At 36.3% G+C, this 17,013-nt stretch carries 9 protein-coding genes; 1 reads left to right on the top strand and 8 read right to left on the bottom strand.

The window, feature by feature from the left end:
• Positions 1–5 precede the first annotated feature (5 nt).
• The 8 genes from WN948_RS14190 to WN948_RS14155 all read right to left on the bottom strand — a co-directional run bounded on the left by WN948_RS14190 (position 6) and on the right by WN948_RS14155 (position 15,552).
• On the bottom strand, positions 6–1,460 hold the full coding sequence (locus tag WN948_RS14190) for an IS66 family transposase (protein WP_342306454.1): 1,455 nt from the start codon (positions 1,458–1,460) through the stop codon (positions 6–8).
• A gap of 329 nt (positions 1,461–1,789) precedes the next feature.
• Complete coding sequence (locus WN948_RS14185; protein WP_342304825.1) at positions 1,790–4,342, bottom strand: PAS domain-containing sensor histidine kinase; 2,553 nt, start codon at positions 4,340–4,342, stop codon at positions 1,790–1,792.
• A gap of 421 nt (positions 4,343–4,763) precedes the next feature.
• Positions 4,764–6,002 carry a M1 family aminopeptidase gene (locus WN948_RS14180; RefSeq protein ID WP_342304824.1) on the bottom strand — a complete coding sequence of 413 codons (1,239 nt, stop codon included), beginning with the start codon at positions 6,000–6,002 and terminating at the stop codon, positions 4,764–4,766.
• A gap of 666 nt (positions 6,003–6,668) precedes the next feature.
• Positions 6,669–6,881 (bottom strand): hypothetical protein, encoded by a 213-nt coding sequence (locus WN948_RS14175; RefSeq protein WP_342306544.1) that lies wholly within the window; start codon positions 6,879–6,881, stop codon positions 6,669–6,671.
• Positions 6,882–6,899: 18 nt separating this feature from the next.
• Positions 6,900–8,432 carry a group II intron reverse transcriptase/maturase gene (ltrA, locus tag WN948_RS14170; protein WP_342304721.1) on the bottom strand — a complete coding sequence of 511 codons (1,533 nt, stop codon included), beginning with the start codon at positions 8,430–8,432 and terminating at the stop codon, positions 6,900–6,902.
• 814 nt (positions 8,433–9,246) lie between these two features.
• Positions 9,247–12,414: a PKD domain-containing protein gene (locus tag WN948_RS14165; protein WP_342304822.1), complete on the bottom strand. Its 3,168-nt coding sequence runs from the start codon at positions 12,412–12,414 to the stop codon at positions 9,247–9,249.
• Between the two features lie 1,229 nt (positions 12,415–13,643).
• Complete coding sequence (locus WN948_RS14160) at positions 13,644–14,489, bottom strand: DMT family transporter (protein WP_342306495.1); 846 nt, start codon at positions 14,487–14,489, stop codon at positions 13,644–13,646.
• 631 nt (positions 14,490–15,120) lie between these two features.
• Positions 15,121–15,552 carry a DUF6326 family protein gene (locus WN948_RS14155; protein ID WP_342304821.1) on the bottom strand — a complete coding sequence of 144 codons (432 nt, stop codon included), beginning with the start codon at positions 15,550–15,552 and terminating at the stop codon, positions 15,121–15,123.
• Positions 15,553–15,805: 253 nt separating this feature from the next.
• On the opposite strand from WN948_RS14155, the gene WN948_RS14150 reads away from it, so the two are divergent.
• Positions 15,806–16,945 (top strand): integrase, encoded by a 1,140-nt coding sequence (locus WN948_RS14150; RefSeq protein ID WP_342304820.1) that lies wholly within the window; start codon positions 15,806–15,808, stop codon positions 16,943–16,945.
• Positions 16,946–17,013 lie beyond the last annotated feature (68 nt).

Below are 17,013 nucleotides of genomic sequence, written 5' to 3'. Positions count from 1 at the left end.
CACGATCAATTCTGCAACTTTGGAACAAATGAATTGCCATAAAATATTGCACTAATTGCATCGATAACAGATTCAGAATTCTTATTAACAGTAGACACGTATCCTCTTATACGGCAGAAATTTTTTGCACCCTGTTCACTGCGGAAAGTACCTGATATCTTCTGCTGTACTTTCGTCATTCTGATATCTCTTTCAGCCTGATTGTTATCAAACGGAACGTTTTGGTCGTACATAAATCGTAAGATATCCTCTTTATGGCCAATAAACCTATCCAGCAAATTCTTTACCGTGGTCTGCTTCTTACGTCCTCGTTTTTTAGACCGCACATTTGATTCCGGATCAGGAGGATTTTCATTCACTCCTAAACAAGTTATGTGATCATAATCCTCACTGAACCTTTGAATTAGCTCAGTATCTAAAAGATCATTATCAACATGATGTTTAATGCATATCAAGAGATCACTCATTATCTTTGGCCACTGTTGATCCCTGTTTTCGGAAGCTCCAGTTAACTCTCGTAATAAATGTGCATTACATAATGAATGTTGACATTCATATTTGTTGTACGGTTTCCAAAAATCATGTGTTGCAACACCAGTGTAACCTGGTAATATGCCCATAGCATCCATTGCTTCTGAGCCCCTTTTGCGATGTGCAAAATAATAGGTCAGTTTGTCTGTACCTGCCACATGAAGCCAATTACGAACTGCATTTATTCTCATTCCTGTTTCATCCAGATTGATGACAGGAGATTCTTTCAGGAGATGTTTCACTGTATTTTCAAAAGCTCCAAGCTTCTCAAAACAACTACGTTCCGTGTTCACCAAAGTAGCAGGACTTATCTTGCATCCCAAAATATCAGAGAACAACTTGGTAACACGCTGATAAGGAAGTAATTGGTAAGTGTGCAAATAAACTGCAAATGACTTAACTCGATGACCGTATTGAGTCGGCTGAGTTACACCATCTGGAAAAAGAGCTTTGTTTACATGAGAACATTTGGGACATGTTTTAATCTCGCAACGATGTTCAATGCAATTGATAGTTATAGGAGGAATGTCAAAGACCTGTCTTCTTTCATAGTCAGAGGGAACAGAAGCTAACGATCTCCCACAATTGACGCATTGATTAACAGGATGAACAATAACTTCATCCGGATCATCATTTATTCTTAATGTAGTACCAGGATGACCGTTTTGACCACCTACATGCTTATTGGTCTTTTTTCTTTGACTTTTAACGGTTGGTTTATTCCGTGCATAAGAATCAGTAGAAGGTGGTTTGCTACTGTTGCGACTATTCTTTTCAAGCATTTCTTCCAAATGCCTGACACGCTCTTCAAGTTGTGCAATTTGGAGAGATTGATGTTCAATTATCCCAAGTAATCGAGTTACAAGTTCTACTACTGCTTCTGGACCAGCTTCATAAACTGCAAGTATTTCTTCGCGGTCTATACAAATCCCCTCAGATTGATAGACGTTTTTTATGATATTTTACTGAATATTTTTTAACACATAGAATGAAGCCATAGTATATTGTTTTTTGCATCATTAAAACAGTCAGGCTGAATAGTTACAAAGAAATTTAAAATTGGTCTGGGCAGGGATGTAAATGTTTTAATGGAGAAAACAATTCTTGCCGGAGATAAAGAATGTCGTTTCAAAGTGCTACTATAACTTACCAGGGAAACAAGCTTTGTGAGGATTCGGGAGAATTAAAGAATGATTATGACAAAGATCGATCCTATAATCGCCGAGTTTTCATGCCGTAAAGATTCATTATTATAATGTTATCCTTTCTTCAACATTACCCAGAAAACACTGCCTTTTCCTTTTGGATTATCTTCCACTCCATATTTGCCACTATGTAGTTCTATTATCCTTTTAACTATAGCAAGGCCAAGTCCTGTTCCCTTTATTCCTTTTTTGTCAGCGCGGTGGAAACGGGTGAAAAGAAGCGGTTTATCTTGATTGGGAATGCCAATTCCAAAGTCAGCAACACTTATCTTCCACATGTCCTCTTCATCGGTAAAAGCTATTTCTATCGCACTTTTTGGAGGACTGTACTTAATAGCATTGGAAAGGAGGTTTGCAAAAACCTCTTCAATAACCGTATTGACCATTGACGGGTAAGGTCCGTTTCCTGTAAAGATAATTTCATGCTCTTTCATTTCTATCTGGGCTTTGAAACTGTCCAATACCATTTTGAAAACAGGAAGAATATCCATATTTTCAAAAGTAATGTCTTCTTTATTTTGTAGTTTAGCCAGTTTAGTAGCAGTTTCAAGAAGCTCGATGAGTCTGTTGTTATTCTCCCTTACTTTTTCTGCAAGTTTGAGTGATTCCTCATCAGTAATGCTAAGGATTAATTCTTCTGTATAACCCTTGACAACACTGGCAGGCGTTAGGAGATCATGTCTGATGATGTCTGTGAAAAGATCTTTTAGTTCGTTTGACTGCTTGAGTTCGCCTGCATATCTTTTAAGCCTCTCTTCAGCTTTCTTCCTCTCAGTTATGTCTCTTGCGACTGAGATTATTGCCTTTTCCCCTTTGTATTCAATTAGCCTCGAATTTACTTCATGAGGCAGTAAGGTTCCGTCCTTGTGAACGTTATATATCTCAAAAATAACATTTTTTTCTCTTAATATGCGTTCGGTATATCCATCCATAAGAGGTTTCATTCCCACCCATACCATGTCTTTTGGACGCATTTCAAGCATTTCATCCTTTGTATATCCGGTGGAAGAGAGTACAGCCCTGTTGACATCTATAAATTTTCCATGGGGTTCATGAATAGATATCAGATCATCAATATGGTCAAATATTGTTTGAAGATTCTTTTTCGATTCTATGAGCATTGCTTCCATTTTTCTGCTCTCGGTAATATCTTCTCCTGAACTGATCACTCCAATACGCTGACCATTTTCGTCTTCAAAGGGTACATCGTGCCAGAATATTAGTCTCTCTTCACCATTTTTTGTAAGAACCAAATTTTCGAAATATTGAGGTGGATCGATTTCACCGTTAATTACTTTAATAAAATTATCCCGGGTCATTTCCCTTACGCTTTCAGGAAGGAAATTATCAAACCAGTTCTTGCCTATAATCTCATCTTTATCGTAACCAAGAACTTCTGCTCCTTTTTTGTTAACAAACATGATATTTGTATCTGTGCCAACTATTCCTATTATAGAACCGGCAACATCCAGATAATTCTCAATTTTATCCCTTTCATTTTTAAGAAGTACTTCGATATTTTTCCTTTTGCTGATATCCCTTATAATAAGAAGTTTTGCTTCTTTCCCTTCATAATTAATTTCCGAGCTGGTGATCTCAACAGGTATCTCTTCGTTGTTTTTTGTAAGCAGGTTGATATGGGATATTATTTTATTATCCACTTTGCTGTTATATTGGTGGAGCCACTCACTAAAATTTTTATGTTCACTTATAGGAATAAGTTTCAGGTAATTTTCATCAATGATCTCTTCATATGCATATCCGGTAATATCTAACATTCTTGAATTTGCAAACCTGATTGCTCCTTCCTGAACGATAATAATCCCATCATTACTTTTTTCGACGATAGTTGAATACTTTCTTTCAGATTCCTGCAGTTCATACTCAGCCTTTTTTGTATCTGATATATTTTTTCCAACACAGATAAAGGTGTTATCTTCATCATTTTCAAGTGGTTTGCAGGTGATGCTCAAAGGTACGCAATCTCCATTCTTGCATCTATGCTCAAACTCAAATGTCGAGATTCCCTGCGTGACAGCATCTTTTATCAGAGAGGATTCTCCAAAGTCACCAGTGCATTGGGTGAGTATGTCCTTAATGTTCGTTTGAAGGAGTTCTTTGGCAGTATATCCTGTGCAGTTTTCGAAACATTTGTTGAAATCAAGTATATTTCCATTCAAATCAACTACAAATATATAATCTTCAAGTTTGTCGTAATAGTTCCTCACCTTTTTTTCCATTTTTTCTAGTTTCGTAATTTCTTTCCTTTTTTCAAAAAAGATAGAAATCATTCTGGAGATAAGGTGTAGCAATTTTTCATAATCAGGGATATGGTATGCATTATTTTCGACTTCTGTATTCTTGCCTGCGATTATGATTTCAATAAAACCTTCTTTTTTTCCGTGTATCATGATGTCACTGGTAAGAAGAACACCAGATTCAACGAAGGATTGGGACTGGCAATGCTTATCCAGCCAGGACACTTTAGCGGATACGTTTCCAGATTCTGAAAATAAAGATGGTATCCTGTCTACAAGTATCTTCAATAATTCTTCAATTGATACCTGATTTAATATATCATCAAGTACGTCAACTAAATTTTCCATAGTGTTTTCATTGTTTTTAAAATACCCATTCATTTCCCACTTACCCCATAAGTGAATAAACGGCATGTGATTTTTTAAAGTCACAATAGTGCATGGTCTTCTACACTACTCATTTCCTTTATGCTTCGTTAAGTTATAAATATATTCGCCAGAAGTATATTTTATAAAAGTATTCTATTTTAATCATTTGAAAACATGTAACTATTCAGCCTGGCACGATTTGCCTATTGGTACTGATTTCATCGAAATAGAGATGTCTGCTCACTAACAATCTAACAATCAAAAAAGCAATCAATAGCAACAATCAAAATAAATGATCCTAATGAAATTTACGTTTCAACTTTTTGTCAAGATTGTTATTGATAGCGTTTTTATCAGGCTGAATAGTTACGAAAACATATTGATGCAGACTAGGTGTATTTTAGGCATAGATAAAAGTTTTAATAAAGCTTGTATCCTGATTTGAAACTGAATCAACGATTTTAAGATAATCCAAGTTATCAATATCGTCTCCGTAATTTACAAATAGTTGGTTCATTTCCTGCAATGTGTCAATGCCTGTTGTTTCATATAATGTAAGGGTAAGGGAAAATGCTTTTTTGTATCCGAAATCTACATATTCTTCCGTAGAACCATCGATACTTTCAGGTGTATCCCAATCGGATAATGGGTAATCATATTGATATTTCAGATTATTGTATTTGTCAAGGAATCTATTACGTCTTGAGACAGCTTCTTCTGGTTCTATTTCACTTAGGATCAAATACGAATACAGGTCTGCATAACCTTCATCCATCCACAATTGGTCAAAGTTGCAAGCGCGTGTCCAGTAATGTGCAAGTTCATGTATGAGTATTCCATGGTTGGAAGTATATAATAACCATATTCCGTTCCTTCCCTGGTTATATCCGCCATATCCGCCGGTTTCAGTTAGATTTGCCTGTGTGATCGTGACGTTGTATTTTGCAGGATATGCAATTCCCCATTTGTCTTCAAGCAACGTTAAACTCTCAACGGTTGTTTGCATGATGTCCTGTGCCCACTCCTCTTCGCCTTCCCAATATCTGACTTCTACATCCACATCTCTTTCTGTAAGATGAGCTGTATCTTTTAATGTCAGACGTGGCGATACTCTTACGGAATTGACAATGCAGGACTTGTCCCATTTTTGCCCTTTCTCGAATATATACACACTTGAATATTTTTTATCTTCTATTTTGTAATCATCTCTACCTATTTGCGTATCAAAATCCGATGGCACTTCAAGTGTGACCTCTATGTTGTCTCCATATTCGTTTAAGGAAAAAACAGCCGTATTCCTGTTTATCTCAAGTTCATAATCTATATTGAATGTGTAATTTTCCTCATACCAGACCTTCTGGTTGAAATTGAACACATAATAACCGTCAGGAGATATCTTGAAAACAATTGGATTTTCATTGTCGCGGGCTTTTATATTCATTGCCCCTTCCGGCAGATAATAATTGTAGTTGGAGTAGTAGCCTCTCCAGTATTTTGTATCAGTGTTGTTATTAAAAAATGTGATATCTTTGGAAACTTTCACAATCCCTTCTTCAGGAAGTAATTTGTAACTGGATACGATATCAGTGGAAATATCATTGCTATTGGCTACTGTTGTATGAATGGTAAACAGGAGCAAGATTAAACAAATTGTTCCTACAAGTATCCGACGTTTTTGAATATGCCCCATCACAATCTAATGAGAGGACTGTGTGTACATCGTTTAAACTGTTATGTCATGAAAATCTCAATTATGTGCATATAATTTAATAGTATGGTCACAAATTCATTAAAATTCAGTCTAAATTATTAATTTATGTACTCACTATTAAATATACATGTACAAATATAATTTACGGCTGCCTTGTTTTATATTTTATCCTTGTTACCATGTGCCACAATAGCAAACCATTTAAAGAGTGTTTCCTCAAAATCAAATATTAGTTTAATATTATATTTAAAATATTATCTCACACGTTTCGTTTTAATCCAATACTTATTACGTCTATTTCAACCAGGCAATTATACTACAGACTCAACTTCACTCACTCCAACGCACCAATATACCAGTCACATTCGTTCCTTATCTACAAGGTTCAGTCGAACCTATCTCATCTGATACTACACAAAGAGGTTAGAAAAGTATTTCGTTATGGGCCGCCACCAAAAAAGAAGGAGAAACTGACGAAAAATAGATCCCTCAAACATAGGATTTTTCGACCAAGGTACTGGGTAAGGGCAAAAATTAATTTAGTTGGGTATTTGAGAGATAAATATATTGCATTAATTTCGTTATTTCGTCGATTTAATTTATCCATTTTCCTTCTTTCGGCTCTGTAGAAATCCTCATTTTGACAACAAGTATAACCTTGACATACCTGTCAAGGTTATGCACAAGTAGCTTGAATTTGACTTCTTTCAGTTGATTCCAATACCTGTCGAATAAGAAAGAGCGATTACTCGCCCTCCCTCTTCTAAGAACCGTACGTGAAAATTTCTCTTCATACGGCTCAAGCATTCTATAACCCTTTAAGTATCAGGCAGTTGTTAGACTTTCCATGATATTTTGCTTCGACGCCACTAGTTTCTGTTTTCTCAGATAGCTTATTCTCCATTTAAAGTATTCTTTGTCTACATATGGGTTCTTATCCATTTTTATGCGTGGATGTCTTACAATCTTTGTATGTGCAAAAGATTTGAGTTTAAGCCCTTCTGTGGAGAATACCCATTTCCTTGACCCTACCCTATGCCAATATCTATCTACTATCCAGTGGTGTGATTTATCTGGATGCCGCCTTTTAGCCCACGTCCATAGCATATCCCATAATCTGGAATCAAGCTTACTGAACGTATTTTTAGAGACAACTGAACGGTGATATTCGCTCCATCCAGTGATAATAGGGTTGAGTTCCTTAATGAGAGAACTCTGAGACCGAGCTTTACCTTTCTTAATCACGTTGCTAATGCTTTTTGTGATATTCTCAATAGATTTGTTCGAGGGCTTGGTTAGAAGTTTACCATTATATTTCCGGAAATTCCATCCCAAGAAGTCAAATCCATCGTCTATGTGTGAAACAAGAGTTTTCTCACGAGATAGTTCTAAACCCCTATCTTTCAAGAATAGTCTGATAACCTCAGCAATATCTTTAGCCACTTCCTCTGAATCAGCAGTGACGATAAAGTCATCTGCGTATCTCACAAAATTGACTTTATGGGAATTATAACTTTTTTTGTTAATAGTTCCCTTCCTGTTTGTATGATATTTGCATGCTATTGCATTTTTCATACCGTCCAATGTGATGTTTGCCAGTACTGGAGATATTATTCCACCTTGAGCAGTACCTGCTTTGGTGGGATTCAGATGTCTATTATACACAAAACCAGCTTTAAGGAATTGCTTTAGTATTGACCGGTCCATAGGAATATTGTTCAAGAGCCATTCGTGATTTATATGATCAAAGCATCCTTTTATGTCGCCTTCCAAAATCCATTGAGCAGAGTTTCTTTTACTCAGACATGCGAACAATTGAGCTTCTGCATCTTTTGAACTTCGATATTTACGGAATCCAAATGATGTTCTGTCTGCTGTGGTTTCTGCTATTGGGCTTAAAGCAAAAGCATATAATGCCTGCATTGCTCTATCGTACATTGTAGGAATGCTTAATGGTCGTTTTTTCTTCTTTCCTTGTTTCTCAATATAGATTCTTCTCAATGGTTTAGCTTTGTAGCTCTTACCAGACAGTTCTAGAACGGCTTTCATCTTAGATTTGGATGTTGTCCATTTTTCTCCATCGATTCCAGCTGTTCTTTTACCTTTGTTCTGTGTTACTTTCTTTACTGCCAATAATTTGGCATGAAAAGAATTGGTAAGCAGGTATTGTAGTCGTTTAACTAAATGCCACTTCTTTTGTCTAACCGCTTTTACAATTCGGGCTTGCAGCTCATTAACGTTCCCTTCGACTGTTTTCCAGTCGATGTCCTCCCACTTGAATGGGATTGAATTGTCTGCAAGCCTCTCACCTGATGGTGTAGTCGAGTATCTTGCATTCATAAGTTTGCCTCCTTTCATGTAATAGAACACCTACGGTAAGTCTGCTCCCTTTCGGGACAAGGCAAATTTTGAACCTCTATGCACTCCATTACAGACTGCCATTTGCTTTCTACCGTTTCCTTTATCCCCTGTGCTATTGTTCATTCTCACGAATTAACTACCTTTTTTTTTTTTTTACAGGAGCACATGGGACTTACCAAGTTCTATAATATGAATAATCACGGAAACCTTAGAAGCCATCTATAGGCCGGGAATCTGTGTCCATTCTCCATAATGTGCAAAAAACCATTATGGCCTGATTCCATACCTTTTGGTCTAAGCGTATCATTCCATTTCGCTTATCAATCATAACGACCCTTACGATGATTTGCATTATACTCTTCATAGTTTCCTTATCCTAGCAGATAGTCAAGGATTGGAATTCCTTGCTTTCCACATTGTCCTGTGAGCTTAACACAATGATGTTACCATTCTATGCATCCCACAGTAGGATTATCCCGAATGGAAGGAATAGCTGTTAAGCAATTCATATTGTAACTTCTTGTCACACTTTCGCATTGATATCATTTATGCTTAGAAACATTTGGCTCCATCTTCAGAAAAAGCATTTTACGATTGTAAAACAAGGCCCTCAGATAATTGATGAGGACAAATTCAGATTTGATAGATTTATCCTGTTTGTTGGAGAATGGCTTAGAAGAAAGCTAAGGATTCAGTTAGTTGTGCAGTGTTTAAGGTAGATCAATTAAAGGAAAAGGCAAAGGTGATGAAATTAGAGAACTACTGAACTTGTAGGTTCACCACAGTTAAAAATATAAGATAAATGGAAGGCTTAAAGCCCTCCTCCACCCTTCTGCTTTTTTGTAACAACTATTCCAAGTATCAGAACAAGCCCTATTCCCATAATCCAATAGAAATAGCCAGAATTACTATCATCTGTTGTATTATGTACCTCTACGTTAGCTGTTTCTTGAGAGGCACTACCTTCAGTGCCAGTTTCTGTTTGCTGGTTATATCCATCAAAACTTTCAGATATTTCATTAGTCTCAGTTTCTTCAAGCCCTTCTGCTTTTTCCTGGAACATCAACCACTTTATGTAAGCAGGAAGACTATCTCCCGAAATTGACACTGAATCTGAAGAATGACTATAATCACAGACTACTGCAAATGGTGAAAAACCTGAAATGTTCCGGACAATGAAATAAGAATATGTTCCATCGTTACCAATAAGTTCTGGAGTATAAGATTCCCATGTCAGACTGGTCCAATGCTTAAGGTAAACGGTGTTTATGATCAATGTGCCACTGTTAAGTTCATTCAAAACCCTGAATTCGAGAGTTTGATTACTACTTTCATTGTTTACCAGAGTTTCATTATTGAAGCCAATGTCAAAGTATTGATAAACAGAATCTATTGGGAAATCTAACATAGACTCATTTAATGAAGATACATTCATTACCTCCACTTTTAACATAACTCCACTTGTGTTACCTGAAGTGTTAAATGAAACATTCTGAAGACTAAACGGAATGCTGTTAGAATCTGTTCTGTTATTATCTGTACTATTGAAATGAACATTTGATTCGTTTCCCAAAACAACTATTTCAGGAGTTTTGTTAACCAGAAAATCAATTTCATTTTCATCGTTTGCAGATGAATTTGTAACAGTCCATTCCCATGAGAAAATATCTGTTCTTCCAATGCTCTCATTACTGACATTCACTGAAACGTTGTATACTTCCATGAAGAAATCATTCTGATCTATATACTGACTCGTGTTTATGTTGCAGTATGAGTTCTTTGATGAGTCCATTAGATTAGCATACAAATCAACACCTGATCCATTAATTGTAGTGCCATCAATGAACCATTCATAGCTAGAGAATAAAGTAGTGTTTACACTAAAATTAAACTCATCACCATAAATAGAGAGTATTTCACTGTCTTCCGGTGACAATGAGTAAACTGGGTCTTGTGCTGCCCTTATGTTGAGGTACTTCATGGAAGTTCCGTTACCATTTGATACGGTCAGGTTTACGGTGAAATTGCCAGATCCGAAGTCATGTATTGGATTTTGGTCAGTGGAAGTATTTCCATCTCCAAAGTCCCAATGCCAGTTTTCTACAAGCCCTGATGAATTGTCCTGGAAGTATACGCTCAGCGGGGAAACACCTCTTGTTGCATTAACTGAAAAATTTGCAATTGGAAGAATGGATACATTAATATTGATATCCTCAGTTGTGTTGATATTCCCTGCAAGGTCAATAAAGGTACAATTATAAACTATTGAACTGACAAGTGTTCCTGAGTTACTTGCTGGAATGGAAATGTTCCATAAATAATTGGATGAATTCTGCACCATCTCGTAATTTTGACCATCCACACTAATATTACCAAAAGCAATTTCGATATTGTCAGTTGCATTGAGCTCTATTGTGATATTTTCACCCGTGTTTGCAGTCAGAATCTTTTGCACCCAATTGTAAACAGGCAGCTCATTATCAAGTTTAAATGCACTTGATATAGAATAATTAACGTTACTTGCATCATTAAGGGCTTTTATATGAAGATACCAATCACCATTTACTGAATTTTTTGTAAGAAGATCCCCATTGTTGAATGAAGTCCACGATCCAACTGCACCTATACTGCTGTTTTGAATCCATGAATACTGAAGACTTTGATTATAGGCTGAACTATTTGTGACATTTACAATAGTGCCATGAGATGTCGCATATGTACTGTTCCCATTTTCACTGAACTCAATAAAAGCACTGTACTGGGATGTCCATCCCACATTTACTAAATTAGAAGTAATTGTCTCATCACTGTCACCAACAAAGGTTGCTTTGACAGTATCTAATCCACCTGAAGTTCCCGTATAGGAAAATGTCGTTTGACCATTGGAATCTGTAGTATTGGTAAACGTTGTTCCATTATGAGGACCTGAAATTACCGTGAACGTGACATCTTTATTTGCAAGGGGGTCACCGCTGTCATCCTGTAAGCTTGCTGTGAGAGTATGCTGAGTATTCTTGTAAACTGTAGCATTTGAAGGAGACAGGATTATTCCTTCACCCACAATTGCAGTGGTTGATTTCATGAAGAAATATGAAAAGAAGATGTTATCGTCGTTTGAAGGATTCTGCGTAAAAACTGATATATCTGTGTCCCCGTTAGAGACTAAGGGTAGAAGATTGTAAAGTTCATCATCATATCGAGTGTTAGGAGGAGAAGTTAGTGAAGGGTCTACAGGGTTGGAGTTGCTATCATCCAGACCCCCAACAGTTATAAGCTGGCCATTAGAACCTGCTCCATCATCCTGACCTCCTGCAGAAGATGTTAAACGCTGACCATTAACATCTATTAAACTTACCTGACTACCTTGATAACTGTAGGATATAGCCAGTCCCATGTCAATAGCTAAATTAGAATTACTTTTGTTGATTGAATCTGATAAACCAATTTCAAATGAATCTCCTGTAGGGTCCTGTCCACCAAATAAGAGTATTACTGTATTGTCTTCAGCCTGATTTGGATCATCAAATATTACTGCAAGAACTTCTCCATCTATTTGACCAGAGTTAATTGATTCTACAATATTGAAATTTACTCTTCCTGCAGGAGCAGAATCTACAATTGGCTGGACAATTGAAGTTACATCCGCCCAATAATTATACCAATCATTCGAACTCTGATCTGATAAAATAATACTATCCCAATTAATGCCGTTGCCTTCAAATTTAATGGTTCCATTTGCGATTTGAGCACTAGGAGTACCCGTTGCCAAAAGATAAGCTCCCCTTACAGTTGCATTAACTGGTTTTTCAACCTGGATTACTCCGGTGTCTGCAGTTCCAAGACCATCCACTGACACGTTGATTTTTCCATATTCAGTAACCACCGGTGTAAGCCCAGTTGAAGATACAACACCTACACACGATAGCAAAAATAACAATAAGATAGAATATCTCAATATTTGCAATCCTTTCAAAACCATTTGAACAACCTCAATGCGAACATGATTATATTATTCAGCAAATATTTACTTATATTATATAAAATAAACCATAAATAGTAAAAGATGTGATATGAAATAAAGGCTATTGATATACATTCTACCATTGTGATGTAAAGAAAAGGTAACTATTCAGCCTGATAAAAACACTATCAATAGCAATCTTGACAAAAAGTTGAGACCTACATTTTATTAGGATCATTAATTTTGATTGTTGCCATTGATTGTTGCCATTGATTGCTTTTTTGATTCTTAGGTTGTTAGTGAGCAAACATCTCCGTTTTGATTAAATTAGGGTAACTATTCAGCCTGATAAAAACACTATCAATAGCAATCGTAACTATTCAGCCTGATAAAAACACTATCAATAGCAATCTTGACAAAAAGTTGAGACCTACATTTTATTAGGATCATTAATTTTGATTGTTGCCATTGATTGCTTTTTTGATTCTTAGGTTGTTAGTGAGCAAACATCTCCGTTTTGATTAAATCAGTATCAATAGGCTAATTGTGGTAGGCTGAATAGTTACTAGCAATCTTGACAAAAAGTTGAGACCTACATTTTATTAGGATCATTAATTTTGATTGTTGCCATTGATTGCTTTTTTGATTCTTAGGTTGTTAGTGAGCAAACATCTCCGTTTTGATTAAATCAGTATCAATAGGCTAATTGTGGTAGGCTGAATAGTTACAAATTAGGTAACTATTCAGCCTGATAAAAACGCTATCAATAACAATCTTGACAAAAAGTTGAAACGTAAATTTCATTAGGATCATTTATTTTGATTGTTGCTATTGATTGCTTTTTTGATTGTTAGATTGTTAGTGAGTAGACATCTCTATTTCGATGAAATCAGTACCAATAGGCAAATCGTGCCAGGCTGAATAGTTACTAAATTAGTATCAATAGGCTAATTGTGGTAGGCTGAATAGTTACAAGAAAAGAAACATTGTCAAAATTGGGGGTGCTAATACAATTTGCAAAAATGTGAAAAATATACATAGTTGTGGGATATTTCCAAATAACAGTTCATATATTTGATTTTTATAGGATTTCACAGAACCTAATTATTTGCTCTGTAGAAATCTTCATTTGAAAATATAGAGGCACATACCTTACTTTTCTTCCATCATCTAGCCCATCCTCACCAAAGAAATGTAAAAAAGTTAGCATTAAAATTATTTAATTATTGCTTTGTACGTGCGGACTGTCAGATCGATATAAGGATTATAGCGGACAAAGCGGCTATAACTCCTACCCATTGACGCGGAGCAAGTTGTTCTTTTAATAATATACATGCCAACAATACTGTAACTGCAGGACTTAATGATGAGAGAATTGTGGCAATATCCAATCTTCCAGCTTCAGAAGCCAGAGCAAATAAGGCAGCTCCTCCTGTATTAAATAATCCTGCAAGTATAACTACCAGAATTGCATCGGACGTGGGTTTATTGGCAGTTTTTGTTAACATTATGAATCCTGTGAGCAGGATAAATGCTAAAATTCGTGAAACTGTTAATGGCCAGTAAATTGCAGTGGCACTGAAATTATCAATGGATATAAAAAACAAGCCAAATAATATACCCGCAATTAGTGAATATTCCAGATCTTTTGCTTTTAAATTGGGTCCGGCATTCATACGAACAATAGACCAGATTCCAATAAATGCAAAAATGAAACCCGTGATTTTAAAAATGGAAGGAATACCTTCATTTAAAGCTGAATATATTACAGGTATGATCACCGCTATTACTGCAGCCAGAGTAGCAACTATACTTATTTTTCCTTTGGCCATACCCATATATAGTGCTATCAACCCTGCAGCTCCAAAAAATCCTGCAAGAGCACCCCACATCAGGTTGTTCAGTGGAGGCAGGCTCTCTGAAAATACAAATGCAAGAATTGGGAATATAATAATACCTATGATCTGTGTGACCAGGACCACAGTGTAAGCACTCGTCCGTTTGGCAGCATACCCCCCTGCAAAATCCCCTGCACCCCATGATAAGGCAGATGCAAGTCCTAAAATAATCGCGAGATTTTCGGTAGGTAGCACACTATATCTCCGGTAATTTAAAATCAAGCACTTTTTTAAAATACGTTTGTTTTGTATTCTTTTTCAGATAATAGCTTGAAGTAGTGACCATGTGAAACGATTTTGTAACTATTCAGCCTGATAAAAACGCTATCAATAACAATCTTGACAAAAAGTTGAAACGTAAATTTCATTAGGATCATTTATTTTGATTGTTGCTATTGATTGCTTTTTTGATTGTTAGATTGTTAGTGAGCAGACATCTCTATTTCGATGAAATCAGTACCAATAGGCAAATCGTGCCAGGCTGAATAGTTACACGATTTTGTAATTATTTAGCCTGTATGCCACATGAGTTTATAGTTATAGTTCTTTTTGGGTTTATAGAGATTCTTGGTATTCAGGCACAAATTCATGGTCAAATTGTTGAAAACAAATACAATTCTGACATCATCTACGACTCAGATGAAGCACAAACCGGGCCTTTGAGTTGCAATAATAACAAAAAAAGTAATTACTCTTCAAAAACAAGCTACAAGAGAATGCTTGGAAAAGTGGAGACACATATAAGAATTTATTGTTAGGTTTTGTTAGTATGCTCCACAATTATGACTTCTTTTCCTCTAAACAGTTAAAAACAGATGAAAGTGACTCATAATTCCTGTTTAGGCCACTTCCATGCATATTCGACAATTAGTGAAAGAAGCACAAATTCTACAATTGAGCCAAATATATAAAATACCCAGGATTCTCCTATCACGTTTCCTATCACAACAACAATAGATAATATACCCACGATGATGTTTGTCCAGCGATTCGCTTTAGCCGGTAATGCCATGGATAGGAAAATCATAAGGCTTGGAATCATCATTAGTACCATAGCTAACAATAACGATACTTGAGTAGTTGGGAAAGGTCCCATATTTCCCGCTATTATATGCTCCATTTCTCCAGGCCTATATAAATCGAAAATATCTACATATACATATAAACCCATCACAGCAACCCATAATGCTGAAAGCTTTAACTTCACATTTATCTTCACATCTTCTAAGATTCCTGTGGTCTTTTTAATTGAATCCATCTTGTCCCCATTCCTTTTAATTCACCTATATTCTGTTGATTTAATTAATTACAGCTGAAACCCCGCATCCAGTTTACGGCTGATTCAGATAAGAGAATATCATTTCATGTCCCTGCCTATTAAATATTTGGACGTTATTTCATATACTCTTTTTTGAGTGAAAATTATAGAATGTGTTGGAAATAGACAAATACCAAATTCTGAAATTATGTGGTGTATAAACCCCGCCTCCCCAGGCATACAAAATGAACACATGCGCTCCACTCAGCATTGTGATGATAACAAGAAAAACATAGTTAATAAGCAAAAACCAGCATCAGAAAAGATAAATGTGAATGGTGGGCCCGATGAGATTCACAACTCCGATGACGCTTCGGAAGCGCGAATCGAAGTGTATCGCTACACTCAGCACCACAATGATAACGAGAAGAACATAGTTAATAAGCAAAAACCAGCATCAGAAAAGATAATTGTAAATGGTGGGCCCGATGAGATTCGAACTCATGATCCTCGCCGTGTAAAGGCCATTGATAGCGATTCTGAGGTAAATCACCTCGAATGTCAAGGCAAAAATCAACCTATTGCTGAGGAAAAACTGCAACCTGTTTTATTAAATGATATGTGGGTTCACCATAGAGACTCTTTCAAAGAGTGGTTATATGCAAGAAGTATCTCTGAAAGAACCAAAAAAGACTATTACAGATCCCTAATCAAATTTTTTGATAATGCAATTGTCCACAGACCACAAGACTTCCATACAATGCAGCTTGGTGATAAGGTAGAACGTGGACTTCGAAACCTGCTGAACTACTTTGAAGAAGAAGATATCGATGATGTAGCCAATTACAGCATTGAGAAATGGAGGCGATTCATTAAGATTAAACAGTCAGGTGTGGTTGAGATATATGTTACAGATGAGGAAATACAGGCAGCTTATGATGCTTGTGCAGAAGATATTAAGCCCATATTGAAACTGCTGATATACTCAGGTAATCGGCTTAGCCACATACATGCCATGCTGGAAAACTTCGATGAGAATAACATTGTAGTTGATGGCGATATTGCTCATTACCCAACATCTTCCTTTTCAAGTGGTACAAAGCGAACATTCCAGATATTTTTCCCAGCATCGTTCATCCCTGAACTCAAAGCTTTCAATAATCTGTATTCTTATGATTCTTTGCTGAAGAAGACAAAGCATGGTCGTGTTTCTTCAAAGACCATTCGTAAATGGCACCTGAATCTTATGGTAGCTGAAGGTGTGACCGAAAGCATTGCTGACTTTATTCAAGGTAGAGCACCTGTAACTGTGGGAAGTGCTCATTATTTGAATAAGGTTAAACGGGCAAAGGAGGAGTACAGGAGGATTGTGAGAAAGTTTATGATTTCGTAAAAATTAAACATATTCTAAGGGATTCTTGTTGAGATATCGAAATGTTACTTCCGATAATTTAATAGAAA

Source organism: Methanolobus sp. ZRKC5, from assembly GCF_038446525.1.
In the GTDB taxonomy this organism is placed as follows: Archaea; Halobacteriota; Methanosarcinia; order Methanosarcinales; family Methanosarcinaceae; genus Methanolobus.
Note: the sequence above shows the minus strand (reverse complement) of the source record. Positions and strands in the feature narration are given on the sequence as shown.

Coding starts and splice junctions, on each gene's coding strand:
- WN948_RS14185 (WP_342304825.1), bottom strand. CDS start 4,342: ATGGAAAATTTAGTTGACGTACTTGATGATATATTAAATCAGGTATCA.
- WN948_RS14175 (WP_342306544.1), bottom strand. CDS start 6,881: ATGCTTGAGCCGTATGAAGAGAAATTTTCACGTACGGTTCTTAGAAGA.
- ltrA (WP_342304721.1), bottom strand. CDS start 8,432: ATGAAAGGAGGCAAACTTATGAATGCAAGATACTCGACTACACCATCA.
- WN948_RS14165 (WP_342304822.1), bottom strand. CDS start 12,414: ATGGTTTTGAAAGGATTGCAAATATTGAGATATTCTATCTTATTGTTA.
- WN948_RS14155 (WP_342304821.1), bottom strand. CDS start 15,552: ATGGATTCAATTAAAAAGACCACAGGAATCTTAGAAGATGTGAAGATA.
- WN948_RS14150 (WP_342304820.1), top strand. CDS start 15,806: ATGCGCTCCACTCAGCATTGTGATGATAACAAGAAAAACATAGTTAAT.